Origin of the sequence: Streptomyces sp. NPDC048001 (assembly GCF_043203115.1) — a bacterium.
In the GTDB taxonomy this organism is placed as follows: domain Bacteria; phylum Actinomycetota; class Actinomycetes; order Streptomycetales; family Streptomycetaceae; genus Streptomyces; species Streptomyces sanyensis.
Window position 1 is genome coordinate 265,861 of record NZ_JBIDBN010000002.1, and the last position, 26,007, is coordinate 291,867.

General features: G+C 74.2%; 19 protein-coding genes. 15 read left to right on the forward strand and 4 right to left on the reverse strand.

The features are described 5' to 3' along the window. The first annotated feature begins 22 nt into the window (after window positions 1-22). From ligA to ACGF15_RS05530, 7 genes are all read left to right on the forward strand, one after another. Window positions 23-2,221, forward strand: coding sequence for an NAD-dependent DNA ligase LigA (gene ligA, locus ACGF15_RS05500; protein WP_362606666.1), 2,199 nt, complete (start codon window positions 23-25; stop codon window positions 2,219-2,221). A gap of 413 nt (window positions 2,222-2,634) precedes the next feature. Beyond that, window positions 2,635-4,749, forward strand: coding sequence for a putative bifunctional diguanylate cyclase/phosphodiesterase (locus tag ACGF15_RS05505; RefSeq protein WP_392796970.1), 2,115 nt, complete (start codon window positions 2,635-2,637; stop codon window positions 4,747-4,749). Window positions 4,750-4,933: 184 nt separating this feature from the next. Next, window positions 4,934-5,230, forward strand: coding sequence for an Asp-tRNA(Asn)/Glu-tRNA(Gln) amidotransferase subunit GatC (gene gatC, locus ACGF15_RS05510; RefSeq protein ID WP_256522873.1), 297 nt, complete (start codon window positions 4,934-4,936; stop codon window positions 5,228-5,230). A 5-nt stretch (window positions 5,231-5,235) separates the two neighbouring features. Then, window positions 5,236-6,735, forward strand: coding sequence for an Asp-tRNA(Asn)/Glu-tRNA(Gln) amidotransferase subunit GatA (gene gatA, locus ACGF15_RS05515; RefSeq protein ID WP_345614178.1), 1,500 nt, complete (start codon window positions 5,236-5,238; stop codon window positions 6,733-6,735). Further along, window positions 6,732-6,974: a hypothetical protein gene (locus tag ACGF15_RS05520; RefSeq protein WP_256522871.1), complete on the forward strand. Its 243-nt coding sequence runs from the start codon at window positions 6,732-6,734 to the stop codon at window positions 6,972-6,974. Before gatA ends, ACGF15_RS05520 begins: the two co-directional genes overlap by 4 nt. A gap of 14 nt (window positions 6,975-6,988) precedes the next feature. Then, a complete protein-coding gene (gene gatB / locus ACGF15_RS05525) occupies window positions 6,989-8,497 on the forward strand; it encodes an Asp-tRNA(Asn)/Glu-tRNA(Gln) amidotransferase subunit GatB (RefSeq protein ID WP_345614177.1) in 1,509 nt (502 codons plus the stop codon). Window positions 8,498-8,777: 280 nt separating this feature from the next. Continuing rightward, window positions 8,778-9,062 (forward strand): hypothetical protein, encoded by a 285-nt coding sequence (locus ACGF15_RS05530; RefSeq protein ID WP_345614176.1) that lies wholly within the window; start codon window positions 8,778-8,780, stop codon window positions 9,060-9,062. A 63-nt stretch (window positions 9,063-9,125) separates the two neighbouring features. On the opposite strand, the gene ACGF15_RS05535 is transcribed toward ACGF15_RS05530, so the two are convergent. Then, window positions 9,126-10,040 (reverse strand): hypothetical protein, encoded by a 915-nt coding sequence (locus ACGF15_RS05535; protein ID WP_345614175.1) that lies wholly within the window; start codon window positions 10,038-10,040, stop codon window positions 9,126-9,128. A gap of 277 nt (window positions 10,041-10,317) precedes the next feature. Here ACGF15_RS05535 and ACGF15_RS05540 point away from each other — a divergent pair, with 277 nt between their 5' ends. The 4 genes from ACGF15_RS05540 (at window position 10,318) to ACGF15_RS05555 (ending at window position 16,315) form a co-directional block, all read left to right on the forward strand. Next, window positions 10,318-12,423 carry a phosphocholine-specific phospholipase C gene (locus ACGF15_RS05540; RefSeq protein ID WP_392796971.1) on the forward strand — a complete coding sequence of 702 codons (2,106 nt, stop codon included), beginning with the start codon at window positions 10,318-10,320 and terminating at the stop codon, window positions 12,421-12,423. Between the two features lie 169 nt (window positions 12,424-12,592). Beyond that, window positions 12,593-14,830, forward strand: a complete 2,238-nt coding sequence (locus ACGF15_RS05545; RefSeq protein ID WP_362612783.1) for an MMPL family transporter — start codon at window positions 12,593-12,595, stop codon at window positions 14,828-14,830. Between the two features lie 71 nt (window positions 14,831-14,901). Further along, window positions 14,902-15,471 (forward strand): GNAT family protein, encoded by a 570-nt coding sequence (locus ACGF15_RS05550; protein ID WP_362612786.1) that lies wholly within the window; start codon window positions 14,902-14,904, stop codon window positions 15,469-15,471. An 82-nt stretch (window positions 15,472-15,553) separates the two neighbouring features. Continuing rightward, window positions 15,554-16,315: a GNAT family N-acetyltransferase gene (locus ACGF15_RS05555; RefSeq protein WP_392796972.1), complete on the forward strand. Its 762-nt coding sequence runs from the start codon at window positions 15,554-15,556 to the stop codon at window positions 16,313-16,315. Between the two features lie 55 nt (window positions 16,316-16,370). On the opposite strand, the gene ACGF15_RS05560 is transcribed toward ACGF15_RS05555, so the two are convergent. The 3 genes from ACGF15_RS05560 to ACGF15_RS05570 all read right to left on the reverse strand — a co-directional run bounded on the left by ACGF15_RS05560 (window position 16,371) and on the right by ACGF15_RS05570 (window position 19,122). Next, the gene (locus ACGF15_RS05560) at window positions 16,371-16,649 is read right to left on the reverse strand and encodes a DUF6191 domain-containing protein (RefSeq protein ID WP_392796973.1); all 279 of its coding nucleotides are present in this window, start codon (window positions 16,647-16,649) and stop codon (window positions 16,371-16,373) included. A 107-nt stretch (window positions 16,650-16,756) separates the two neighbouring features. Beyond that, a complete protein-coding gene (locus ACGF15_RS05565) occupies window positions 16,757-17,917 on the reverse strand; it encodes a PQQ-dependent sugar dehydrogenase (RefSeq protein WP_392796974.1) in 1,161 nt (386 codons plus the stop codon). A 206-nt stretch (window positions 17,918-18,123) separates the two neighbouring features. Further along, window positions 18,124-19,122: an aldo/keto reductase gene (locus ACGF15_RS05570; protein WP_345614168.1), complete on the reverse strand. Its 999-nt coding sequence runs from the start codon at window positions 19,120-19,122 to the stop codon at window positions 18,124-18,126. 75 nt (window positions 19,123-19,197) lie between these two features. On the opposite strand from ACGF15_RS05570, the gene ACGF15_RS05575 reads away from it, so the two are divergent. The 4 genes from ACGF15_RS05575 (at window position 19,198) to ilvN (ending at window position 25,992) form a co-directional block, all read left to right on the forward strand. Further along, window positions 19,198-20,151, forward strand: coding sequence for a 2-hydroxyacid dehydrogenase (locus tag ACGF15_RS05575; protein ID WP_345614167.1), 954 nt, complete (start codon window positions 19,198-19,200; stop codon window positions 20,149-20,151). A gap of 374 nt (window positions 20,152-20,525) precedes the next feature. Beyond that, the gene (locus ACGF15_RS05580) at window positions 20,526-23,372 is read left to right on the forward strand and encodes a putative bifunctional diguanylate cyclase/phosphodiesterase (protein WP_392796975.1); all 2,847 of its coding nucleotides are present in this window, start codon (window positions 20,526-20,528) and stop codon (window positions 23,370-23,372) included. A 221-nt stretch (window positions 23,373-23,593) separates the two neighbouring features. After that, window positions 23,594-25,447 carry an acetolactate synthase large subunit gene (locus tag ACGF15_RS05585; RefSeq protein WP_345614165.1) on the forward strand — a complete coding sequence of 618 codons (1,854 nt, stop codon included), beginning with the start codon at window positions 23,594-23,596 and terminating at the stop codon, window positions 25,445-25,447. Between the two features lie 20 nt (window positions 25,448-25,467). After that, window positions 25,468-25,992 carry an acetolactate synthase small subunit gene (gene ilvN, locus ACGF15_RS05590; protein WP_345614164.1) on the forward strand — a complete coding sequence of 175 codons (525 nt, stop codon included), beginning with the start codon at window positions 25,468-25,470 and terminating at the stop codon, window positions 25,990-25,992. Window positions 25,993-26,007: the final 15 nt, after the last annotated feature.

Below are 26,007 nucleotides of genomic sequence, written 5' to 3' on the forward strand. Positions count from 1 at the left end.
CGGAACACGGGAGGACGAGACGGTGGCTGGCGAAGAGCAGACGGCCGAGACGGGGGCGGCGCTGCCCGCCGACGTGCGGGAGCGGCACGCCCGGCTCGCCGAGCAGATCGAGGAGCACCGCTTCCGCTACTACGTGAAGGACGCCCCGGTCGTCAGCGACGCGGAGTTCGACACGCTCCTGAGGGCCCTGGAGGCCGTCGAGGAGGAGTACCCGGCCCTGCGCACCCCCGACTCGCCGACGCAGAAGGTCGCCGGGGACTACGAGACGGAGCTGACCAAGGTCGAGCACCGCGAGCGCATGCTCTCCCTGGACAACGCCTTCGACGACGAGGAGCTGGCCGCCTGGGCCGAGCGCGTCGCCCGGGAGGTGGGCGCGCCCGGCCACCACTTCCTGTGCGAGCTCAAGGTCGACGGCCTGGCCGTCAACCTCACCTACGAGAAGGGCCGCCTGACCCGCGCCGCCACCCGCGGCGACGGGCGCGTCGGGGAGGACATCACCCCCAACGTGCGCACCATCGCGGAGATCCCCGAACGCCTCCACGGCGACCGCGTCCCGGACCTGGTGGAGATCCGGGGCGAGGTCTACTTCCCCATGGACCAGTTCCTCGCCCTCAACGAGCGGCGCGTCGCCGCGGGGGAGCAGCCCTACGCCAACCCCCGCAACTCCGCCTCCGGTTCGCTGCGGCAGAAGGACCCCAGGGCCACCGCCACCCTCCCGCTGCACATGGTGGTCCACGGCATCGGCGCCCGGGAGGGCCTGGACATCGAGAGGCTCTCCGAGGCCTACGAACTGCTGCACGAGTGGGGCCTGCCCACGGCGCGCCACTACAAGGTCGTCTCCTCGCTGGAGGAGGTCCGCGCCTTCATCGCCCACTACGGCGAGAACCGCCACTCCGTTGAGCACGAGATCGACGGCGTCGTCGTGAAGCTCGACGAGATCCGGCTCCAGGGCCGCCTCGGATCCACCGCGCGCGCCCCCCGCTGGGCCATCGCCTGGAAGTACGCCCCCGAGGAGGTCAACACCAAGCTGGTCGACATCCGCGTCGGGGTCGGCCGCACGGGCCGGGTGACGCCCTACGCCCAGGTCGAGCCGGTCACCGTGGCCGGTTCGGAGGTCGAGTTCGCCACCCTGCACAACCAGGAGGTCGTCAAGGCCAAGGGCGTGCTGATCGGCGACACCGTGGTGCTGCGGAAGGCCGGCGACGTCATCCCGGAGATCCTCGGGCCCGTCGTCGACCTCCGGGACGGCACCGAGCGGGAGTTCGTGATGCCCGCCGAGTGCCCCGAGTGCGGCACCGCCCTGCGGGCGATGAAGGAGGGCGACATCGACCTCCGCTGCCCCAACGCCCGCTCCTGCCCGGCCCAGTTGCGTGAGCGCGTGTCCTACCTGGCCGGCCGGGAGGCGCTCGACATCGAGTTCTTCGGGGAGGTGGTCGCCGCGGCGCTCACCAGACCGCTGGAGCCCGCCGAGCCGCCCCTGGCCGACGAGGGCGGCCTGTTCGACCTCACCATCGAGCAGCTGCTGCCCATCAAGGCGTACGTGGTCGACAAGGACAGCGGCCTGCCGAAGCGGGACCCGAAGACCGGCGAGGACAAGACCGCCATGGTCTTCGCCACCAAGGCGGGCACACCCAAGGCCAACGCGCTGAAGCTGCTGGCCCATATCGAGGCGGCCAAGCAGCGACCGCTGGCGCGCATCATCAACGGGCTGTCCATCCGGCACGTCGGGCCCGTCGCCGCCCAGGCGCTCGCGCGCGAGTTCCGCTCCATCGAGCGGATCGAGCAGGCGACCGAGGAGGAGCTCGCGGCCACCGAGGGCGTGGGCGCCACGATCGCGGCCGCCGTCAAGCAGTGGTTCGCCGAGGAGTGGCACCAGGAGATCCTGCGGCGGTGGCGCGCCGCGGGCGTGCGCATGGAGGACGAGGCCCCCGAGGGGGACGAGGGCCCCCGGCCGCTGGAGGGGCTCACCGTGGTGGTCACGGGCACCCTGGAGCACCACACCAGGGATGGCGCGAAAGAGGCGTTGCAGAGCCGCGGAGCGAAAGTGGCCGGTTCTGTCTCCAAGAAGACGTCCTTTGTCGTCGTCGGGGACAATCCCGGCTCCAAGTACGACAAGGCCGTCCAGCTCAAGGTGCCCGTCCTGGACGAGCCGGGCTTCGCCGTCCTGCTGGAGGAGGGGCCCGACGCGGCCCGTGAGGCGGCTGTGCCCGGGGAGGAGTGACACCGGGGCGCGCCCGGGCCGCCCGGGCGTCCGAAGGCGGCCCGCCCCGGGCGCGCGCGGGGGTTCGGGCCGGGGTGCGCTCGGCCGAAACGCGCCGTATTCCGCGCCGGTGGAACGCCGAGTACAGGTCACACGTTCCGTGCATATCAGAAGAAGAAGGGTGGCCGGGTCGCATTCGGGCAAGAGCAGTAGAGCGCTGCCCGTTCACCCGTCCCGCGTCCTACTGTTGAGCTGTGCGCCCGCCGTGCACAGCAGCGCAGGGGCCCCGCGGCAGCGGGGGCACGGCACGGGCAACCACCACCGGTCGCCGTCCGGTTCCCGCCGGGGCGGCCGGGCGCACGGCCGGGCGGTCCCGGCGCGAACGACCGGAAGTCACCCGGGCATCGGTACCGCCGGCTGTGAGAGGGACGGGAATGAAACCGACCGAGAGCGCCGCCACGGTCTCGCGACCGCGTGCACTCGCGGCCCTGGCCAGGGCGGTCCCCGTGCTGCCCGCTGCGGTCGTCGCCGCCGGGCTGATGGTCCTCGCGGGCGTGGCCACCACGCTCGCGGCGGGCGGCGCGCTCTTCCCCGGCGGCACGGCCGGCTGGTCCCTGGCCGTGCTCTCCGGCACCATCGTCGCCCATCTGGTCGCCCTCGGGCGCGAACGCTGGTGGGGCGGGACGGGCTCCGGCTCCGCGCTCGCCCTGGCCACCCTGCTGCTCTACGGCTGGGTGCCCGCCTCCCTCGTCGGCCTCGCCGTGGCCGCCCTCGTCGCGTCCGTCGGCCGCACCCGGCGCCGCCAGGGCCTGGTGCACGGCGCCGCCGACATCCTCGGCATAGGCGCCGCGGCGCTGGTGCTGGCCTGCTTCGGCACCGTCCCCACGGTCGAGGAGCCGTGGGACCCGCTCCGCTGGGGGATCGGCGCCGCTCCCGAGATCGTGCTGGCCGCCACCGCCTGCATCGCCGTCACCCGGCTGCTCCTGTGGTACGCCCTCGCCCCGCAGGGCGGCGGGCTGCCCACCCTCGCCCGCACCGCGCTGCTGCGGCAGGGCCTGTTCGCCGTGGCCCTGGTCGGCATCGCGCCCCTGATCTGCGTGGTGGCCGTCGCCGTGCCGCTGCTGCTCCCGCTGTTCGCCGTGCCGCTGATCGCGCTGGACTCCACCCTCTGGATAGCCCGGGCCCGGGCCGAGGAGCAGCTGAAGGACCCGCTGACCGGGCTCCCCAACCGCCAGTGGCTCCTGGAGCGCACCTGGACCGCCCTGGAGGACGCCGAGAACTCCGGCGCCCGCTCCGCGCTGGTGCTGATCGACCTCGACCGCTTCCGCTCGGTCAACGACACCCTCGGCCACCTGGCCGGGGACCGGCTGCTGCTCCAGATCGCCGAGCGCCTGCGGCTGGCCCTGCCGCGGGGCGCCGAGGCCGCCCGCCTCGGCGGTGACGAGTTCGCCGTGCTGCTGCCCGCCGCGGACTCCACGACCAGTGCCCAGCGCGTCGCCCGGCACCTGGTCGCGGAGCTGTCCTCCCCGCTCGACCTCGACGGGCTCACCCTCGTCCTGGAGGCCAGTGCCGGCCTCGCCGTCTTCCCCGACCACGCCCTCGACGCGGAGGGCCTGCTGCGCCGCGCCGACGTGGCCATGTACCAGGCCAAGCGGGACCGCACGGGCGTGGAGGTGTACGAGTCCAAGCGGGACAGCAACACCCCCGACCGCCTCGGCCTCCTCGGCGACCTGCGCCGGGCGCTCGACGCGGGCGAGGTGGAGCTCCACTACCAGCCCAAGGTCCGCTTCGACGGCCAGGTCTCGGGCCTGGAGGCCCTGGTGCGCTGGGTGCACCCGGAGCGCGGCCGGGTGCCCCCGGACGAGTTCATCGCCATTGCCGAGTCCTCCGGACTGATGCCGCACCTGACGGAGTACGTGCTGGAGACCGCCCTGGCCCAGGCGGCCGCCTGGCGGGCCCAGGGACTGGACGTCCCCGTCGCGGTGAACGTCTCGCCCCGCGACGTCCACACCCCCGGCTTCGCCGGTGCGGTGGCCGCCCGGCTGGCCCGCCACGGCGTGCCCCCCGCCGCGCTCCAGCTGGAGATCACTGAGCATGTGCTGCTGGAGGAGCCCCAGCGTGCCGCCGACACCCTCGCCGGTCTCGCCGACCACGGGGTGAAGATGTCGCTGGACGACTTCGGCACCGGCTACTCCTCCCTGGTGCACCTGCGGCGGCTGCCCGTCAGCGAGCTGAAGATCGACCGCTCCTTCGTCGCCCGGCTGGCCCGCGACGCCGAGGACGCCGAGATCGTCCGCTGCACGGTGGACCTCGCCCACTCGCTGGGGCTGCTGGTGGTCGCCGAGGGCGTGGAGGACGACGAGACCTGGGAGCGGCTGCGCGACCTGCGCTGCGACGCGGTGCAGGGGTGGCTGGTCGCGGCGGCGATGCCGCCCGCCGAGACCACCGCGTGGCTGCTGGCGCGCGGCGGGCGCGGCTGGGGCCGCCCCGCCCTCCCGGCCGGGGAGCGGCCCCCGCCGCAGCCCTCCCCGCGCCGCGCGGTCACCTGACGGCGGCCTCGGCTCCCGGCCCCTCCCGGCCGCGGTGCCGCCGTGGACCGGCCCGCGGCGGGGGCGGCGGCGGGAGGCGGGCCCGGCAGCCGGTGCGGGGGCGGGCCGCATCCGTTGCACGGGCACCCTGCCCCGCCCCATAGGATTGGGCCAAAGCCCACACACTCACCCTGAGGATCGCTGCATGCCTGGCATCACGCGCGAGGAGGTCGCCCACCTCGCCCGGCTGGCGCGCCTGGAGCTGTCCGGTGAAGAGCTCGACCACTTCGCCGGACAGCTCGACGACATCATCGGCGCGGTCGCCCGCGTCTCCGAGGTCGCCGACCAAGACGTACCGCCCACCTCCCACCCGCTGCCGCTGACCAACGTCATGCGCGCGGACGAGGTCCGCCCGTCGCTCACCCCCGAGCAGGCGCTCTCCGGCGCGCCGGCCCAGGAGCAGCAGCGTTTCAAGGTGCCGCAGATCCTGGGTGAGGAGTGACCGCCATGACGGACAACAGCATCATCAAGCTCACGGCCGCCGAGACGGCCCGGCGGATCGCCGCCGGCGAGCTCACCGCCGTCGAGGTGACCGAGGCCCATCTCGCCCGCATCGAGGCCGTGGACGAGAAGGTCCACGCCTTCCTGCACGTCGACCGCGAGGGCGCCCTGGCGCAGGCCCGCGAGGTCGACGCCAAGCGCGCCCGCGGCGAGGAGCTCGGCCCGCTGGCCGGCGTGCCGCTCGCGCTGAAGGACATCTTCACCACGCGGTCCATGCCCACCACCGTGGGCTCGAAGATCCTCGAAGGCTGGATCCCGCCCTACGACGCCACGCTGACCCAGCGGCTCAGGGACGCCGACGTGGTCATCCTCGGCAAGACCAACATGGACGAGTTCGCCATGGGGTCCTCCACCGAGAACAGCGCCTACGGCCCGACGGGCAACCCGTGGGACCTCACCCGGATCCCCGGCGGCTCCGGCGGCGGCTCCTCCGCCGCCCTCGCCTCCTTCCAGGCCCCGCTGGCCATCGGCACGGACACCGGCGGCTCCATCCGCCAGCCCGCCGCCGTCACCGCCACCGTCGGCGTCAAGCCCACCTACGGCGCGGTCTCCCGCTACGGCATGGTGGCCTTCTCGTCCTCGCTGGACCAGGGCGGCCCCTGCGCCCGGACCGTCCTCGACGCGGCCCTGCTGCACGAGGCCATCGCGGGCCACGACCCGCTCGACTCCACCTCGATCGACGCCCCGGTCCCGCCGGTCGTCGAGGCGGCCCGCAACGGCAGCGTGCAGGGCATGCGCGTGGGCGTGGTCAGGCAGTTCCGCGGCGAGGGCTACCAGGCCGGCGTCGTGCAGCGCTTCGAGGAGTCCGTCGAGCTGCTGAAGGAGCTCGGCGCGGAGGTCGTCGAGCTGGACTGCCCCTCCTTCGACCTGGCGCTCGCGGCGTACTACCTGATCGCGCCGTCCGAGTGCTCCTCGAACCTCGCCCGCTTCGACGCCATGCGCTACGGGCTGCGGGTCGGCGACGACGGCACCCGGTCCGCGGAGGACGTCACCTCCCTCACCCGGGAGGCCGGCTTCGGCGCCGAGGTCAAGCGGCGCATCATGCTCGGCACCTACGCGCTGAGCTCCGGCTACTACGACGCCTACTACGGCTCCGCGCAGAAGGTCCGCACCCTCATCACGCGCGACTTCGAGAAGGCGTTCGAGCAGGTCGACGTGATCGTCTCCCCGACGACCCCGACCACCGCCTTCCCGATCGGCGAGCGCGCCGACGACCCGATGGCGATGTACCTCGCCGACCTGTGCACCATTCCGACCAACCTGGCCGGCAACGCGGCGATGTCCCTGCCGTGCGGTCTCGCGCCCGAGGACGGCCTGCCCGTCGGCCTGCAGATCATCGCCCCCGCCATGAAGGACGACCGGCTGTACAAGGTCGGAGCCGCCGTCGAGGCCGCCTTCGTGGAAAGGTGGGGCCATACCCTGCTGGAGGAGGCACCCTCGCTATGAGCGCCATGGCAAAGAAGGCCAAGAACTTCAAGAAGTCCAAGACCGGTCTGTACGTGTCGCTGGCCAGCACCGCCTTCGGTGGGATCAGCGTGGCCAAGCAGATCAAGATGGCCCGCAAGGACAACGACTTCCTGCGCCTCGCCGACGCCGCGGTGTCCGCCGCCGCGATCGTCACGGGCCTCGCCATCCTGTACCGCGAGCTCAAGCGGCTCGGCGACGACGACGTCCTGCTGGGCTGAGAGGGAAGTTTCACGTGACCGTCACTGACCTGGTGTCGTACGAGGACGCCCTGGCGTCCTACGACCCCGTCATGGGCCTGGAGGTCCATGTCGAGCTCGGCACCAAGACCAAGATGTTCTGCGGGTGCTCCACGGAGCTGGGCGCCGAGCCCAACGCGCAGACCTGCCCCACCTGCCTCGGCCTGCCCGGCTCCCTCCCGGTCGTCAACGCGACCGGCGTCGAGTCGGCCGTCAAGATCGGCCTCGCGCTGCACTGCGAGATCGCCGAGTGGTGCCGCTTCGCCCGGAAGAACTACTTCTATCCGGACATGCCGAAGAACTTCCAGACCTCCCAGTACGACGAGCCCATCGCCTTCGACGGCTACCTCGACGTGCAGCTGGAGGACGGGGAGGTCTTCCGCGTCGAGATCGAGCGCGCCCACATGGAGGAGGACACCGGCAAGTCGACCCACGTCGGCGGGGCCACCGGCCGCATCCACGGCGCCTCCCACTCCCTGCTGGACTACAACCGCGCCGGTATCCCGCTCATCGAGATCGTCACCAAGCCGATCACCGGCGCGGGCGAGCGCGCCCCCGAGGTCGCCAAGGCGTACGTCGCCGAGCTGCGCGAACTCATCCGGGCCCTCGGCGTGTCCGAGGCCCGCATGGAGATGGGCCAGATGCGCTGCGACGTGAACCTCTCGCTGATGCCGAAGGGCTCCGAGCGCTTCGGCACGCGCTCCGAGACGAAGAACGTCAACTCGCTGCGCAGCGTGGAGCGGGCGGCGCGCTTCGAGATCCAGCGGCATGCCGCGGTGCTGTCCTCCGGGGGCAGCATCGTGCAGGAGACCCGTCACTTCCACGAGGACGACGGCTCCACGACCTCCGGCCGGATCAAGGAGGAGGCGGAGGACTACCGCTACTTCCCCGAGCCCGACCTGGTCCCCGTCGCGCCGCCGCGGGCCTGGGTCGAGGAGCTGCGGGCCACCCTGCCCGAGCTTCCCCGGCTGCGCCGCAACCGGCTCCGCGAGGAGTGGGGCGTCCCGGCACTGGAGATGCAGGCCATCCTCAACGCGGGCGCCGTCGACCTGATCGCGGCCACCGTCGAGGCCGGTGCGCAGCCCGCCGCGGCCCGCAAGTGGTGGATGGGCGAGCTGGCCCGCAGCGCCAACGAGTCGGGGCGCTCACTGGACGAGCTGGACATCACCCCGGCGCAGGTCGCCCGGATCGCCGCGCTGGTCGCGGCCGGCGAACTCAACGACAAGCTGGCCCGCCAGGTCATCGTGGGTGTGCTCGCGGGCGAGGGCGACCCGGACACGGTCGTCGAGAAGCGCGGCCTGAAGGTCGTCTCGGACGACGGTGCGCTGGGCGCGGCCGTCGACGAGGCCATCGCCGGCAACGCGGCCGTCGCCGACAAGATCCGCGGCGGCAAGGTGGCGGCCGTCGGCGCACTGGTCGGCGCGGTCATGAAGACCACGCGCGGCCAGGCCGACGCGGCACGCGTCAAGGAGCTGATCCTCCAGCGGCTGGGCGTCGAGGGCTGACACCGGCCGACCGCGGTCGGGAGGGGCGGTGCGCACAGCGGTGCGCGCCGCCCCTCCTGCGTCCCGCCCCTCCTGCGTCCCGCCCCTCCTGCGTCCCGCCCCTCCTGCGTCCCGCCCCTCCTGCGTCCCGCCCCTCCTGCGTCCCGCCCCTCCCGCGTCCCGCCCCTCCCGCGTCCCGCCGGGGCGGTGGGCCCGCCGGGGCGGTGGGCCCGCCGGGGCACGGGGCACCCGCCGCGCGGGCACCCCGTGACCGATGGCGGGCGCGGGGCGTTGTCACGGCATGAGCACTGCACAGCGTGTAATGGCAGCCGTGGCCCTCGCCGCCGGGGCGTCCGCCCTCGCGGCGCCCGCCGCCACCGCGGCCCCCGTGTCCCCCCTCCAGCCGCTCTCCGTGATGGACGAGCTCGACGCCCTCTCCGCCGACTCGGTCGGCCCCGAGCACGGCGAGGCCCTCCCCGCCCCCTCCGAGCAGCTGGCCGGCCTCAACCGGCTCGCCGGAGTCCCGCACGACCTGGACCCGCTGACGAGCCAGCTCGCGCCGGTCACCGGCCTCCTCGGCTCCTGACCCGCCTCCCGGCGGCCCCGGGCCCGGTCCGGGGCGCGGGGGCCGCCCGGTGGGCGGACCGGTTCAGTGGCGGATGCCCAGGCCCGGCAGCCGCATGTCGCCGTTGTCCTTGCAGCTGATGTCGCGGGCCCGGAGCTCCTCCGGCGCCCCCGTGCCGCGGGCCCGGAGTTCGGTGATGACCAGCCGGGCCAGGGCCGCCGTCTCCGGACGGTCGGGAACCGGGTACTCCGTCTGCCACCAGCCCCGGTCGTGCGACTGCCAACCCCGGTCCCGCATCGTCCGGGTGCGCAGCTCGTCCCACGGGGCGTCCCGGTCGTCGATCGCCGCGTGCAGCCCGTCCTCGACGCTGAAGGACACCACCAGCTGCCGGCCCCGGTCGGCGGCGCTGGTCAGGCAGAAGCTGGCCCAGTCCGTGCCGACCTGCACCGGCAGCTGCTCGATCCACGCCGCCAGCAGCAGTTCCAGGCTGCTGCCGAAGTGGTCGAGGCTCGCCGCGCACCGGGCCGGGGGCGCCTCCACGGGCCGCTCGCCCGGACCGCCGCGGTCCAGCTGCCAGACGTAGGGCAGGAACCCCGTGTCGTACGGGGCGTCGTCGCGGCCGGTGCCGCCCCAGGCGAAGACACGGTGCTCCTCGCACTCCAGCGTCGCCGTGTCGTGCACGGACAGGCCCACGCTCTGCTGGTCCCCGGAGAGCAGGACCGTGCGGCGCCCGTCGCGCCACCGCACCCGCGGGCCGTACGCCGAGCCCCCGTAGAGCGTCGGTTCGCCCAGCCGGGCCACGATCGCCCGGTACACCTCGCGCAGTGACTCCCGGCGCTCGGCCAGCGAGGCGCCGGGCCGGTGCACGACGACCGGAAAGGGCGCCGTCCCGGCCCCCGGGAGCGGGCCGGGCGAGGTGTGGAGCGCACGGGCGAACTCCGCGGACTCCACCGGCGTCAGCGCCGCCTGACGAATCCCCCAGTTGTCCATGTCGGCCATCGTGCCAGCAGAGGGTGACACCGCGCTGCCTCCCCGCGACCGCGGACCGATTCCCGACGGGCTGGTCCGCCGCCACGCAGGGCCGCCGCGCGCCGTGGCCGGAAGTCGACTCGGGGCCCCCGTCGGCGCATTCACCCCCGTGCCGCCCGCACGCCGCCTCGGCGCCATCCGCGCCGACTAGCGTCCCGCCGTGTCCGGTGCTCGGGCCCGGCCACCGGGCCGGCGCCGTCCGCCGGACCGCCAACGAACCGTCGAGGACCGGACGAAGAGGTCGCGGATGCCACCGGACATGTCCCGCAGAAGGATGCTCGCACTCGGCACCGGGGCGCTCGGCGCCGCGGCGGCCGGATCGGTGCTGCCGCCCTCGCTGCACACCGCGCTCGCGGCCGGGCCGGCCGCGGGAGGGCTCGACGCCGTGCGGCACGTGGTGATCCTGATGCAGGAGAACCGGTCCTTCGACCACTACTTCGGCGCCCTGCGCGGCGTCCGCGGCTTCGGCGACCGCAACGCGGTGGAACTCCCCTCCGGGCGGAGCGTCTTCGCGCAGCCGGGCCCCTCGGGCCGCAGCGTCCTGCCCTTCCCGGTCCGCGAGGCCGCCGAGGCGCAGAGCAGGGACCTCCAGTACATCGGCGACCTCGACCACTCCTGGACCGGCGGCGCCCGGGCCTGGCGCGAGGGGTGGATGGACGGCTGGGTCACGGCCAAGACGGCCGCCACCATGGCCTACTACGACCGCAGGGACCTCCCCCTGCACTACGAGCTGGCCGACACCTTCACCGTCTGCGACGCCTACCACGCCTCGGTGCACACCTCCACCAGTCCCAACCGCAACCACCTGTGGAGCGGCTGGACGGGCTACGAGGCCGACGGCACCCGGGCCGTGACCAACGCGGCCTACGCCGAGGACACCCATCCCGGCTATCCGTGGCCCACCTACGCGGAGCGGCTGGAGCGGGCCGGGCGCACCTGGCGGACGTACACGGAGTGGGAGAACTTCACCGACAACAACATCGAGTTCTTCACCACCTTCAAGGAGATCGCGCGCAAGGCCCTGGCCCGCACGGGCGGCGGCCACACCCATATGGAGGCGTTCTACGCGGCGGTGCGCTCAGCCGCTCCGGCCGAGCGCGCCCGGCTGCTCGCCGCGCTCGACGAGGGCGTGGCCGCCCTGGACGAGGGCGAGCGCTCCCTCTTCGAGCGGGGGCTGCGCAGGGTCGGGACGGGGACCCTCGCGGAGGCCTTCCGCGCCGACGTGGCCGCCGGCACCCTGCCGGAGGTGTCGTACCTGGTCCCCTCCGCGGTCGACTCCGAGCACCCGGGCGCCTCCTCGCCCGCCGCGTCCGCCTCCCTCGTCTACCGGATCCTCGACGCGCTGGCCTCCCACCCCGAGGTGTGGCGCCGGACGGTGTTCCTGATCACCTACGACGAGAACGACGGCTTCTTCGACCACGTGCCCCCGCCGGTGCCGCCCGGGGAGGACACCGAGGAGCGCTGGCAGGGCCTGCCGACCGGCCTGGGCGTGCGGGTGCCGATGCTGGTCGTCTCCCCCTGGTCCGTCGGCGGGTACGTGTGCTCGGAGGTCTTCGACCACACCTCGGTGATCCGGCTGCTGGAGCGGTGGACCGGGGTCGAGGAGCCGAACATCACCCGCTGGCGGCGCACCGTCACCGGCGACCTCACCTCCGCCTTCGACTTCCGCCGCGGCCGCCGCCAGCCCGAGGTGGCCCGGCCCGCCCCGGTGCCGCCGTTCTCCGGCCGCTGGCGCCCCGCCCCGCCGGACGAGCAGCGGATGCCCGTGCAGGAGCCCGGGGTGCGGCCCTCGCGGCCGCTGCCCTACCAGCCGGACGCCCACGGCAGGGAGGGGCGCGGCGGGGCCGCGGAGTTCGTCGTCACGCTCCGCAACACGGGCCCCTCCAGCGCGCACTTCGCGCTCTACCCGTACGCGGGGGAGTTCGCCGTCCCCCAGCACCGGGACGTGCGCGGCGAGGCCCGCTGGCGGGTGCCCCTCACGGGCACCGGGTACCGCTTCACGATCACCGGGCCGGGCGGCTTCCGGCGCGAGTTCGCGGGCCGCCGCGGCGGCACCGGGGAGGTGGCCTCCCGGGTGGACCCCCGCGAGCGCGACATCCACCTGCGCCTGCGCAACCACGGCAGCCGGCCGCTGACCTTCACGCTGCGGCCGCTGGGGTACGTCGACGAGGCGGACCTGCACGACTGGACCCGGGAGATCACCGTCCGGCCGGGGCGCAGCCGCAGTGTGGTCCACTCCGCCGCCGACGCGCACGGCTGGTACGACCTGGAGGTGACGGCCGCGGAGGACGAGGGCTTCCGGCGGCGGCTGATGGGCCGCATAGAGAACGGGCGCCCCGGCGTCTCCGGCTGACCCGCGGGGACGTGCACAGGGGGGTGGCGGCCCGCGGGCCGCCCCCCTGTGACGATGCACACGAACCGGACAAAGGATCACCAACTGCTGCGACAGTGGCTTCTGCAGGTCATGAGCCACTAGCCGGGCATTCCCGCCCGTAGGGCCTCGAACCCCCTGGGAGCAGTCGTTGGCAGCCATCGCCCGGTGGTGCGTCAGGCACCGTCTCGTCGTCGTCCTGCTCTGGCTCCTCGCCCTGGGCGGCACCGCCGCCGGAGCGGTCGCCGCCGGGTCCGCCTACTCCAACGACTACGACGTCCCCGGAACGGAGTCCGGCCGCGCCGCCACCCTGCTCCAGGAGGGCTTCCACGGTCTCGGCGGGGACAGCGACACCGTGGTGTGGCACACCGACGACGGCAGCGTCCGCGCCCCCGGGGTCGAGGAGCGGATGACGGCGATGCTCGACCGCGTCGCCGGGCTCGACGGGGTCGCCACGGTCGCCGGACCGTACGGCGACGAGGGCACGGGCCGGATCAGCGCCGACGGGCGCACCGCCTACGCCGTGGTGACCTTCGACGAGCAGGCGGACGACATCCCGCCCGCCCAGGTGCAGGCCCTGGTGGACACCGCCCGGGCGGCGGCCGGCGAGGACGTCCAGGTCGAACTCGGGGGCACCGCGATCGCCCAGTCCGAGGCCCCCGGCGGGCACCTCGCGGAGGCCGTCGGGGTGGCGGTGGCCGCCGTGGTCCTCTTCCTCGCCTTCGGCTCCTTCGCCGCCAGCCTGCTGCCCATCGCCACCGCGCTCGTCTCGGTCGGCACGGCCTACGCGGGCACCGTGCTCCTCGGCCACGTCATGACCGTGGCGGACTTCGCGCCCATGCTCGGGCTGCTCATCGGACTGGGCGTCGGCATCGACTACGCCCTGTTCATCGTCACCCGGCACCGGCAGGGCCTCAAACGCGGGCTGCCCGTCGCCGACGCGGCGCGCGAGGCCACCGCCACCACCGGGCGGGCCGTCGTCTTCGCCGGGGCGACCGTCTGCATCGCCCTGCTCGGCATGCTCATCCTGCGACTGAGCTTCCTCAACGGCGTGGCCGTCGCGGCCTCGCTGACCGTCGTACTCACCGTCGCCGCCTCCGTCACCCTGCTCCCGGCGCTGCTGTCCTTCATCGGCATGCGGGCCCTCGGCCGCCGGGAGCGCCGGCGGCTCGCCGAGCACGGCCCCCGCCCCGAACTGCCCACCGGCTTCGCCGCGCGCTGGTCGGCCTTCGTCGAGCGCCACCCCAAGCTCCTGGGCGCCCTGGCCGCGGCCGCCATGGCCCTGCTCGCCCTCCCCACGCTCTCGCTCCACCTCGGCACCTCCGACCAGGGCAACGGCCCCGCCACCTCCACCACCCGCCAGGCCTACGACCTGCTCGCCGACGGCTTCGGCCCCGGTGTCAACGGCCCCCTGACCGTGGTGGCCACCCTCGACGGCGCCGACGACAAGGTCGCCATGGACGGGCTGTCCGAGACGCTGCGCACGACGCCCGGCGTCGCCGAGGCCTCCCCGGTGGTCTACAACGGCAGCGGCGACACCGCCTTCCTCACCGTCGTCCCCGAGACCTCCCCGCAGTCCAAGGCCACCAGCGAACTGGTCGACCGGCTGCGCGAGGACGTGCTGCCCGCCGCCGGACAGGGCACCTCGCTCCAGACCCACGTCGGCGGCGTCACGGCCGGCTACGACGACTTCGCCTCGATCATCGTCGGCAAGCTGCCCCTGTTCATCGGCGTCGTCATCACCCTCGGCTGCCTCCTGCTGCTCCTCGCGTTCCGGTCGATCGGCATCCCGCTCAAGGCCGCGGCGATGAACGTCGCCGCCGTCGCCTCCGCCTTCGGCGTCGTCGTCGCGATCTTCCAGTGGGGGTGGGGCAGCGAGCTGATCGGCCTGGGCCGGGCCGGGCCCATCGAGCCCTTCCTCCCGGTGATCATGGTGTCGGTCCTGTTCGGGCTGTCCATGGACTACCAGGTGTTCCTGGTGAGCCGGATGTACGAAGAGTGGCTGGAGACCGGGGACAACCGGCGCGCGGTGCGCGTGGGCCTCGCGGAGACCAGCCGGGTGATCAACTCCGCGGCGGTGATCATGATCTCGGTGTTCCTCGCCTTCGTGCTCAGCGGCGACCGGGTCGTGGCCATGTTCGGCATCGGCCTGGCCACCGCCGTCGCGCTGGACGCCTTCGTGCTCCGCACCCTGCTGGTCCCCGCGCTGATGCACATGCTCGGCGGCGCCAACTGGTGGCTCCCGCGCTGGATGGACCGCCTGCTGCCCCGGATCAGCATCGAAAAGCCCGGGTGCCGGGAGACCGCACGTGCGAAGATCCCCGTGCAGCGCACGGGCGGGGACGAGTCCCTCGTCCGCCAGGGCGGCGGCGGGGAGTCCGCCTCCTGAGAGGCTGGCAGAACGGCAGAGGCGGGACCCGCCGGGAGCACCGGCGGGCGGGCATGGGGAGCGGTGGGGCCGTGTACGCGGTGGAACTCGGGGAGGACGGCGCGGTGCTCGCGCCCCTGGAGCCCTGGCAGGCCGGGGAGTTCCTGGCCCACATGGACCGCGGCAGGGAGGCCATCGGCCGCTATGTCGGCCTCGCGGACGCGGTGACGGACCCGGACACGGCCCGGGCCTTCCTGACCTCCTACGCGGAGAAGGCGGCCGCGGACACCGGGCGCCTCCACGGCATCCGCGAGAAGGACGGCACACTCGTCGGCGGGGTCCTGCTGCGCACCCTGGACCTGGTCCAGGGGGTCTGCGAGGCGGGGTGCTGGCTGGAGCCGTCGGCCACCGGACGGGGCCTGGTCACCCGGGCCGCCACCGCACTGATCGACTGGGCGGTGGAGGAGCGGGGCATCCACCGCGTGGAGTGGTACGCCTCCTCGGCCAACGCCGCCAGTCTCGCCGTCGCCGCCCGGCTGGGGATGACCCGCGAGGGGGTGCTGCGCCAGAGCTACCTCCACCGCGGGGAGCGGCACGACATGGAGGTCTGGGCGGTGCTCGCCCCCGAGTGGCGCGCCCGGCGCGAGGACGCCCGGCGCTGAGGCGGCCCCGTGCGCCGCGGGCGGGGGCGCCCGCGGCGGAATTCGCTGGCCCCCGGCCGCGCGCCGTGCTCTGCTGTGGCCCATGGACCCCATTGCCCTGCGCGACGCCTACGACCTCCGGGTACGCCGGGGACCCGCCACCGCACCCGGGGTGCGCCGCTTCGACGCGGAGGAGGAGGGCTGGTGCGGCGTCGTCTGGTCCGACCTCGACGCGCACACGGCCGACGCGGCGATCGCCGGGGAGGTGCGCCGTGCCGAGGCCCTCGGCCGGGACACGGAGTGGAAGCTCTACGACCACGATCTCCCGGCGGACCTCGGCGACCGGCTGCGCAGGGCGGGCTTCGTCCCCGAGCCCCCCGAGACCCTGATGATCGCCGAGACCGCGGCGCTGGACACCCGTGTGCGGCTCCCGGAGGGCGTCCGGCTGGTGGACGTGCGGGACGCCGACGGCGTGGACCTGGCGATCCGGGCGCACGACGCGGCCTTCGGCGGCGACGGCGAGCCCCTGCGCGCCCGCCTGCTGCACGCCCTGGAGACCACTCCCGGGGACCTCACGCTCACCGTGGCGCTCGCCGAGGGCGGCCTCCCGGTGTCCGCCGCCCGCATCGAGTACCTCCCCGGGACCGGCTTCGCCGGCCTGTGGGGCGGCGGCACCCACCCGGGGTGGCGCGGGCGCGGCATCTACCGCGCCCTGGTGGCCCACCGGGCGCGCGCCGCGGCCGCACGGGGCGTGTCCTTCCTCCAGGTGGACGCGTCCGAGGAGAGCCGCCCGATCCTCCGCCGGCTGGGCTTCGCCGCCGTGGCCACCACGACGCCGTACGTGCTGCGGGCCCGCCGCGGCTGAGGGCGGGGCCGTCCGCCGGTCCGGCTCTCCCCCGGAGGCGTGAGGGGGTGTCCCCTCAGGCCCCGGTGTCCCCTCGCGCCTCCGGGGGCGGCGCGGCGGCCTCGGGGCGCTCCCCGCCCGCCGCTTCCGCCCCGTCCGCCGCTTCTGCCCCGTCCGCCGCTTCCGCCCCGCCCGCGGCGGGTCTGCGTATGGTGACCTTGCCCGAGGCCAGGTCGATGGGCCCGCCGCCGGGGGCGCCGTCGCCGGGGTCCTCCCGGGTGAGCGCCAGCCGGTTGCGCTCCTCCTCGGTGTGCCTGCGCCCGGGAGCGAAGATCTCGTCGAACAGGTTGAACACCGATCGGCCCGCCTTCCGTGGAGGGCGCCCCCGGTCCCTCCGGGAACGGTTGTGCCGTGCCGTGCCGTGCCGTGCCGTGCCGAAGCCAGGGCCGGCGCCGCCCCTGGCTAGCGCACCCGCAGGCCCAGGATCCTGTCGTCCCCCGGCCCCGGGGTGCCGCGCGTGTCCGTCTCGCTGGTGACCAGCCAGAGCCGGTCCCCGCCGGCCGCCACCACGGTGCGCAGACGGCCGTACTCCTCCTCCAGGAACGCCCGGGGCTCCGCGGAGGGTTCCGCTCCGGCGAGCGGGATCCGCCACAGGCGCTCCCCGCGCAGCCCGGCCATCCAGATCGACCCCTCGGCCCAGGCGATGCCGCTCGGCGACGCCTCGGAGGTACGCCACTGCGCCACCGGGTCGGTGAAGTCCGCCCCGCCGCCCCTGCCCTCCACCTCGGGCCAGCCGTAGTTCGCGCCCGGCTCGATCAGGTTCAGCTCGTCCCAGGTGTTCTGCCCGAACTCGGCCGCCCACAGCCGCCCGTCACCGTCCCAGGCCAGCCCCTGCACGTTGCGGTGGCCCAGGGAGTAGACGATGGAGTCCGCCTCGGGGTTGCCGTGCACCGGCTCCCCGTCGGGCGTCATCCGAAGGATCTTGCCGCCGAGCGACTCCCGGTCCTGGGACAGCCCCCGGTCCCCGGCCTCGCCGGTGCCCGCGTAGAGCATCCCGTCCGGGCCGAAGGCGATCCGGCCGCCGTTGTGGATCGTCCCCTTGGGGATGCCGCGCAGCACGGTGTCCGGGGCGCCGAGCTGGCGGCCCTCCGGACGGCCCTCGTCGTACAGCAGCCGAGCGATCCGGTTGTCCGAAGCGGTGGTGAAGTAGGCGTACACCATCCGGTCGGAGGCGAAGTCCGGCGAGACGGCGAGGCCCAGCAGACCGCCCTCGCCGCCGGGCGCCACCCCGGGCACGGAGCCGAGCCGGGTCGTGGTCCCGTCCTCGGCCGACACCCGGGTGACCGTGCCCTCGTCCCGCGAGGAGACCAGCAGGTCCCCGCCCGGGAGCACCGCCACTCCCCAGGGGGACTCCAGGTCCTCCGCGAGGGTGGACGCCACGTCCACCGACCCGCGGGCGGGCGGCGCCGAGGGCGCGGTGGGGGAGGCCGCGGCGGGGGAGGAGGCGGCGGAGTCCTCGGACGGGGTACCGGGCAGGACCCCCCGCGACCCGTCCGAGGAGCAGCCCGCCGTCAGGGCGAGCACGGCGGCGGCCAGGGCGGCCCCCAGGGCTGGACGGTGCACGATGCTGTCCCTTCGAACGCCGCTCGCGTGTGCGAGCGCCAGAGCTGCCTTCTCCTTCGTTCATACACCTCCACCGCCGTCCGGGGCCGGGATCCCTCCCAACCCGTGGGGAGGAGCGGCGCCGGCGCACCCGGCCGGGCGCGCCGGGCCCGGGTGCGGGACGGCGCCGGCCGGGAGTGCGCCGGAGCCGCCACCGCCCCGGCCGTTCAGTCCCAGGAACCGAGCGCGGGCGGCAGCCGGGCGATCTCCGCCAGGTCGCGCCCGGTGAGCCGCAGATCCGCGGCGCCCGCGTTCGCGACCGCCCACTCCGGCCGCTTGGTGCCCGGCACCGGCACCACGTGCCGCCCCTGCGCCAGGACCCAGGCCAGCGCGGCCGCCGCCGGGGTGGCCCCCGGACCGTGCCGGGCGGCGACCCGGCGCAACCCGGCGACCACGCCCTGGTTGGCGGCCATCATCTCGGCCGTGAACCGGGGGTGCCGGGCCCGGGCGTCGTCCGGCTCGAAGCCCTGGCCCGGGGTGAGCGTCCCCGTCAGGAAGCCGCTGCCCAGCGGCATCGCGGCCAGGAACCCCACCCCCCGCGCCTCGCACCAGGGCAGCAGCCGTGCCAGCGCCTCGCGGGACCACACCGACAGCTCGGCCTGCACCGCGCTGACCGGGAACACCTGCTGCACGCGCTCCAGTTGCCGGATCGTCGTCTCGTGCAGGTCCGCCCCGGGGCGGCGCGGCGCCCGCGCACCCACCGCGCTCCACCCCAGCGCGCGCACCTTGCCGGCCGCCACCAGCTCGGCCATCGCGCCCCAGGTCTCCTCCACGGGGACCTCGGGGTCGGTCCGGTGCAGCTGGTACAGGTCGATCGCCTCGGTCTGGAGCCGCCTCAGCGAGGCGTCGCAGGCCCGCCGCACATAGCCGGGGCGGCCGTTGGCCACCATGTGCCCCTCGCCCACGAGCAGCCCGACCTTGGTGGCCACGAAGGCCTCCCCGCGGCGCTCCCTGAGCGCCCGGCCCAGGAGCAGCTCGTTGGTGAAGGGCCCGTACACGTCCGCCGTGTCCAGCAGCGTCGCCCCCGCGTCCAGTGCGGCGTGCACCGTGCGCAACGAGCGCTCCCCCTGCCGCTGCGAGCCGGTGTACGCCCAGCTCATCGGCATGCAGCCCAGCCCGACGGCGCCCACCTCCAGCGCCGCCGCACCGATCGTCCTGCGCTCCAACTCCCCGTACCTTCCGCTCGGCCGCCCCCAAAACCTAACCAATGCGCGGGAGACCTCGTGGCATAGCCTCCGGGCATGGGAAACGACGTGTGGCTGCCGGTGGCGGCCGAGGAGATCGAGGGACTGCCCGCGTCCGCCGAGGCGGGCCTGACCTACCGGTTCTGGAACGGCGGGCCGGACTTCCCCGCCGACCCCGCGGACTGCGTCTTCTACGCGGTGCCGTACATGCAGGGCATGGACGTGGCGATACGGCCGCTGCCCGCGATGCGTTCGCTGCGCGTGGTGCAGACCCTGTCCGCCGGGACGGACCATGTCGAGCCGGGGCTGACCGGGCTGCACCCGGGGGTGCGCCTGTGCAACGCCAAGGGGGTCCACGAGGCGTCCACGGCCGAGCTGGCCCTCGCCCTCGTACTGGCCTCGCTGCGCGGCATCCCGGGGTTCGTCGAGGGCCGGCAGCGCGAGGAGTGGCGGGCGGGCTTCTACCCGGCGCTCGCCGACAGGTCCGTACTGATCGTGGGCTACGGCTCCATCGGCTCGGCCATCGAGGACCGGCTCGCGCCGTTCGAGTGCGCGCGGGTGGTGCGCGTCGCGCGCTCCGCACGGACCTCGGAGCGCGGCGAGGTGCACGCGTTCACCGAACTGCCCGCACTGCTGCCCGAGGCCGACGTGGTGATCCTGTCGACCCCGCTCACCGAGGCCACCCGGGGGCTGGTGGACGCGACGTTCCTCGCCCGGATGAAGGACGGGGCGCTGCTGGTGAACGTCGCCCGCGGGCCGGTGGTGCGGACCGAGGCCCTGCTGGCGGAGGTGGGCACCGGCCGGATCGGCGCGGCGCTGGACGTCACCGACCCAGAGCCGCTGCCCCCGGGGCACCCGCTGTGGCACGCACCGGGGGTGCTGATCAGCCCCCATGTCGGCGGCTCCACGTCCGCGTTCATGCCCCGTGCGAAGCGCTTGCTGGCCGCGCAGATCGCCCGGTTCGCCGCCGGGGAGGAGCTGCGGAACGTGGTGCTCACCACCGGCGGGTGAGCCGCCGGGGAGCCGTTCGGGCACGCTCCGCAGTCACTCGAATGCACCGCGTGCCCTTGTTGCCGCAGGTGGTCACGGAGAGTAGAGGGGCTATGTCCCTGAGTGACGATATTGGTGTATCGTCCCGACCTGGGGGCTGCTCCGGACGGAGCGGCGGTGCCGCTACGTGAGCTGACAGCCGATCAGACCTGAGGGGGGCGACGGGCGATGGGCCGATGGACCGACGAACCGACGCGGCGGTGCCGACGACGACCGCCTGCGGGCGCGGCGGTGCGGGCCGCCGCCCTCCGCGAGCACACTCCGAAGCGCCCTCCGCGGCCGTTCCCCCGGCCGGACCGCCCCCAGCGGCCCGCCGCGTGCCGGGGGGCGGTCCGGTGAGCGCGCCGGGGGTGCTCGCCGCACGCGAGTCCGCCCACGGCGGGAGGAACCCCGCCCTCCGTCAGCAGCTCGCCCTCGCCGCCGTGTGCGCCGCCTACGGTGTGGGCGCCGCCCTCGGCTGGGGCTCCCCGCGACTGGCTCTGGTCATGGGCGACTTCGGGCTGAGCGCGGCCGCGCTGGTGGCCGCCGTGTCCTGCCTGCTCTATGCGCGTACACCCCGCTGCCGCTTCCGCCCCGCCTGGCTGCTGTTCTCGCTGTCCTCCTTCATGGCCGCGGCGGGCAACGGGGTGTGGGGCTGGTACGAGGTGGTGCTCGGCACCGGGGTGCCGACGCCCTCCGCGGCGGACGTGTTCTTCCTCTGCTTCGCGCCCCCGGCCATCGTCGGCCTGCTGGTCCTCGCCAAGCGCCCGGTGAGCCGGGCGGGCTGGGTCTGCCTGGGGCTGGACTCCTGGCTGATCGGCGGCTCGCTGCTCACCCTGTCCTGGAGCCTGGCACTCGCCCACACCGCGAACGCCCAGGGCGGGCGCAGCGTCGCCCCGGCGGCCCTGGCCCTGGCCTACCCCCTGCTGGACATCGTGCTGGTGAGCATGGTGCTGGCGCTGCACTTCAGGCGCTCGCCCGCCAACCGCTCCGCCGTCAACACGGCGATCGGCGGCCTCGCCATGACCGTGCTGTGCGACGCGCTGTTCACCTCGCCCCTGCTGCGCGAGAACTACAGCTCCGGCCAGCTCCTCGACGCCGGCTGGTTCGCCGGCTCGCTGCTGCTCGCCTACGCCCCCTGGGGCGCCCGCCGGGCGGCCGAGGCGGCGGGCGGGCCCGTCGGCGGGCCGCGCCGTCCCCCCCGTCCCCCCCGTCCCCGCCGACCCGGCCGGCCCCCGGCCGGGTCGATCACGGCGCTCACCCCGTACCTGGCGGCGGCCGTGTGCACCCTGGGCATCCTCTACAGCGTCACCGAGGGGCGGCGGGTCGACCGCGTCGTCGTCATCACCGCCTGCACCGTGGTGCTCGCGCTGGTGGTGCGCCAGGGCATCATGCTGCTGGAGAACATCGCCCTCGCCCGCGAACTGGCCGAGAAGGAGAACCACTTCCGCTCGCTGGTGCAGGGCTCCAGCGATGTCATCATGATCGCCGCGCCCACCGGGGTGCTGCGCTACGTCTCACCCGCCGCCACCAAGGTCTACGGCCGGGACGCCGGGGAGCTCGTGGGCTCCGAGCTGGCCTCGCTGATCCACCCCGAGGACCTCGGCCGGGTGGTGCACGAGGTGCGCCGCTTCCTCGCCGCCCGGCCCGCCGACGAGCCCACGACCCGGATCGAGTGCCGCTTCCGCTCGGGCTCGGGCACCTGGCTCCACGTGGAGTCCACGGTCAGCCGGTACGAGGGCGGCCTGATCTTCAACAGCCGGGACGTCACCGAGCGGGTCCGCCTCCAGGCCCAGCTGCAGCACAACGCCGAGCACGACCCGCTGACCGACCTGCCCAACCGCGCCCTGTTCACCCGGCGTGTGCGGGGCTCCCTCTCCGGGCGCCGCGCCGGGGACCGCGGCACCGCGGTGCTCTTCATCGACCTGGACGGCTTCAAGGGGGTCAACGACCGCCTGGGCCACCAGGCCGGCGACGAACTGCTGGTCCAGGCCGCCCGCCGGCTCGCCGAGTCCGTACGGGCCGGGGACACCGCCGCCCGCCTCGGCGGGGACGAGTTCGCCGCCCTGATCGTGGGCGACGGCGCCTGCGACCAGACCGACCGCGAACTCCAGGTCCACGAGATCGCGGAACGGCTGCGGGCGACCCTCTCGCAGCCCTACCGCATCGACGGGGCGGAGGTGCGCGTCGCCGCCTCCATCGGCGTGGCCTTCGCCGAACCCTCCATCGACGCCACCGACCTCATGCGCAACGCGGACCTCGCGATGTACCGGGCCAAGGCGGGCGGCAAGGACCGGGTGGAGCTGTACGCCCCCCAGATGCAGGCGGAGGTGGTGCGCCGCACCGAGCTGGCCGCGCGGCTGCGCAGCGCCCTCCACGACGGGGAGTTCGCCCTGCTGCACCAGCCGGTGGTCAGCCTGACCACCGGCCGCGTCGACGCGGTGTCCGCCCAGGCCCGGTGGCGGTCCGCCCAGGGCATACTCTTCACGCCCGCCGAGTTCCTGCGCGTCGCCGACGACGGCAACCGGGCCGCCGAACTCGGCCGGTGGCTGCTGGAGGAGTCCGTGGCCCAGGCGGCGGAGCGCGCGCGGCTGGGGCACCCCACGCCGGTCTCCGTGCGGCTCTCCGCGCGGCTGCTGCTGGACCGGTCGCTGCCACCCGGCTCGATCGAGGCGCTCCTCACCCGCCACCAGCTGCCCTCCGGCGCGCTGATCGTCGAGCTGGCCGACAGCGACCCGAGGATCTCCTTCGAGGAGCTGGAGCAGCGCCTCGCCGCCCTGCGGCGCCTCGGTGTCCGCATCGCCCTGGACGGCTTCGGCAGCGGCTACGCCGCGATCAACGCACTGCGCCGCCTGCCGGTGGACATCCTGAAGCTGGATCGCGGACTGGTGGAGGGCGTCGTGGAGTCGACGCGCCTGCACAAGATCACCAGCGGGCTGCTGCGGATCGCCCGGGACCTCGGCATGCGATGCGTCGCCGACGGCGTGGACCTCCCCGAGCAGGTGCTGGCGCTGCGCGCGATGGGCTGCACCCACGGGCAGGGGCTGGCCTTCTCCGGGCCGCTGGACGAGTACCGGCTGCGGCGCGTGCTGGTCGGGGGCGAGTTCCCGGTGCCCACCGGCATGCCCGTGCCCCTGCTCACGGCCGGCATCCCCCAGGCCCGAAGTGGCTCGAATAGTGAGACGCGCGTCCCACCCACTTGACAGTAACAGCGCGTCGGGGGAGGGTCAGTGCCATGCGCACCCGAATTCTCGTACTTGGACGGCGCGTCGGCTGAGCAGCGGCCCCTCGACAGGCCCTGCGGACACCTCCGACGCGCTCCCCTCGCTTGCCTCACGGCACGAGGGGTTTTTTGTTGCACCGGCACCAAGTGAAACCGCTCCAAACCCTCGCAAAAACCCTCAGCATCGAGAAGAGAATGCCGATGACCGAGCAGGCCACCGGGGCCCACCATCCTTCGCCGCGGCCCCGCAGCGGCGGACAGCCCGCCGCCCCCGTCGAACACGTGACGGGCGCGCAGTCCCTCATCCGCTCCCTCGAGGAAGTGGGAGCCGACACGGTCTTCGGCATTCCGGGCGGCGCCATCCTCCCCGCCTACGACCCGATGATGGACTCCTCCCGGGTCCGCCACGTCCTGGTCCGCCACGAGCAGGGCGCGGGCCACGCCGCCACCGGCTACGCGCAGGCCACCGGCCGGGTCGGCGTCTGCATGGCCACCTCGGGGCCGGGCGCCACCAACCTGGTCACCCCTATCGCCGACGCGCACATGGACTCGGTGCCGCTGGTCGCCATCACCGGTCAGGTCTCCTCCAAGGCGATCGGGACCGACGCCTTCCAGGAGGCGGACATCTGCGGCATCACCATGCCGATCACCAAGCACAACTTCCTGGTCACCAAGGCCGAGGACATCCCGCGGACCATCGCGGAGGCCTTCCACATCGCCTCCACCGGCCGCCCTGGCCCGGTCCTGGTCGACATCGCCAAGGACGCCCTCCAGGCGAAGACGACCTTCAGCTGGCCGCCGGGGACCGACCTGCCCGGCTACCGCCCGGTGACCAAGCCGCACGCCAAGCAGATCCGCGAGGCCGCCAGGCTGATCACCGCCGCCCGCCGCCCCGTGCTCTACGTCGGGGGCGGCGTCCTCAAGGCCGGTGCCACCGCCGAGCTGAAGGTCCTGGCCGAACTCACCGGCGCGCCCGTCACCACCACCCTGATGGCGCTCGGCGCCTTCCCCGACAGCCACCCCCAGCACGTCGGGATGCCCGGGATGCACGGCAGCGTCACCGCCGTCACCGCGCTGCAGAAGGCCGACCTGATCGTGGCCCTCGGCGCCCGCTTCGACGACCGCGTCACCGGCAGGCTGGACAGCTTCGCCCCCTACGCCAAGATCGTCCACGCGGACATCGACCCCGCCGAGATCGGCAAGAACCGGGCCGCGGACGTGCCGATCGTCGGCGACGCCCGGGAGGTCATCGCCGACCTGGTCCAGGCCGTCCAGGCCGAGCACAACGACGGCAAGGCCGGCGACTACAGCGCCTGGTGGAAGGACCTGGACCGCTGGCGCACCACCTACCCGCTGGGGTACGAGCAGCCCGAGGACGGCAGCCTCGCCCCCCAGCAGGTGATCCGGCGCATCGGCGAACTGGCCCCCGAGGGCACGATCTTCGCCGCGGGCGTCGGCCAGCACCAGATGTGGGCCGCCCACTTCATCGACTACGAGCAGCCCGCCACCTGGCTGAACTCCGGCGGCGCCGGGACCATGGGCTACGCGGTCCCCGCCGCCATGGGGGCCAAGGCGGGCCGCCCGGAACGCGCGGTCTGGGCGATCGACGGCGACGGCTGCTTCCAGATGACCAACCAGGAGCTGGTCACCTGCGCGCTGAACAACATCCCGATCAAGGTCGCCATCATCAACAACGGCGCCCTCGGCATGGTCCGCCAGTGGCAGACCCTGTTCTACAACCAGCGCTACTCCAACACCGTGCTCCACTCCGGCCCCGGCGCCGAGGGCAGGCAGACCGGTGCCGGCACCCGCGTCCCGGACTTCGTGAAGCTCTCCGAGGCCATGGGCTGCCACGCCATCCGCTGCGAGTCCCCCGACGAGCTGGACAAGGTCATCGCCGAGGCCAACGCGATCAACGACCGTCCGGTCGTCGTCGACTTCATCGTCCACGAGGACGCCCAGGTGTGGCCGATGGTCGCCGCCGGCACCTCCAACGACGAGGTCATGGCCGCCCGCGGCGTCCGCCCCGACTTCGGCGACAGCGAAGACGACTGAGAGAGAGCAGAGTTACCGACATGTCCAAGCACACGCTCTCGGTCCTGGTCGAGAACACGCCCGGCATCCTGGCCCGCATCGCCGCCCTGTTCTCGCGCCGCGGCTTCAACATCGACTCCCTCGCCGTCGGGGTCACCGAGCACCCCGACATCTCCCGCATCACCATCGTGGTCAACGTCGAGGACCTGCCGCTGGAGCAGGTGACCAAGCAGCTCAACAAGCTGGTCAACGTGCTGAAGATCGTCGAGCTGGAGCCCGGCGCCGCGATCCAGCGGGAGCTGGTCCTGGTCAAGGTCCGCGCCGACAACGAGACCCGCTCCCAGATCGTCGAGATCGTCCAGCTGTTCCGGGCCAAGACCGTGGACGTCTCACCCGAGGCCGTCACCATCGAGGCCACCGGTTCGAGTGACAAGCTGGAGGCGATGCTGAAGATGCTGGAGCAGTTCGGCGTCAAGGAGCTCGTCCAGTCCGGCACGATCGCCATAGGGCGTGGCGCGCGGTCCATCACGGACCGCTCGCTCAGGGCCCTCGACCGCAGCGCCTGAGCCCCCGCCCCGAGG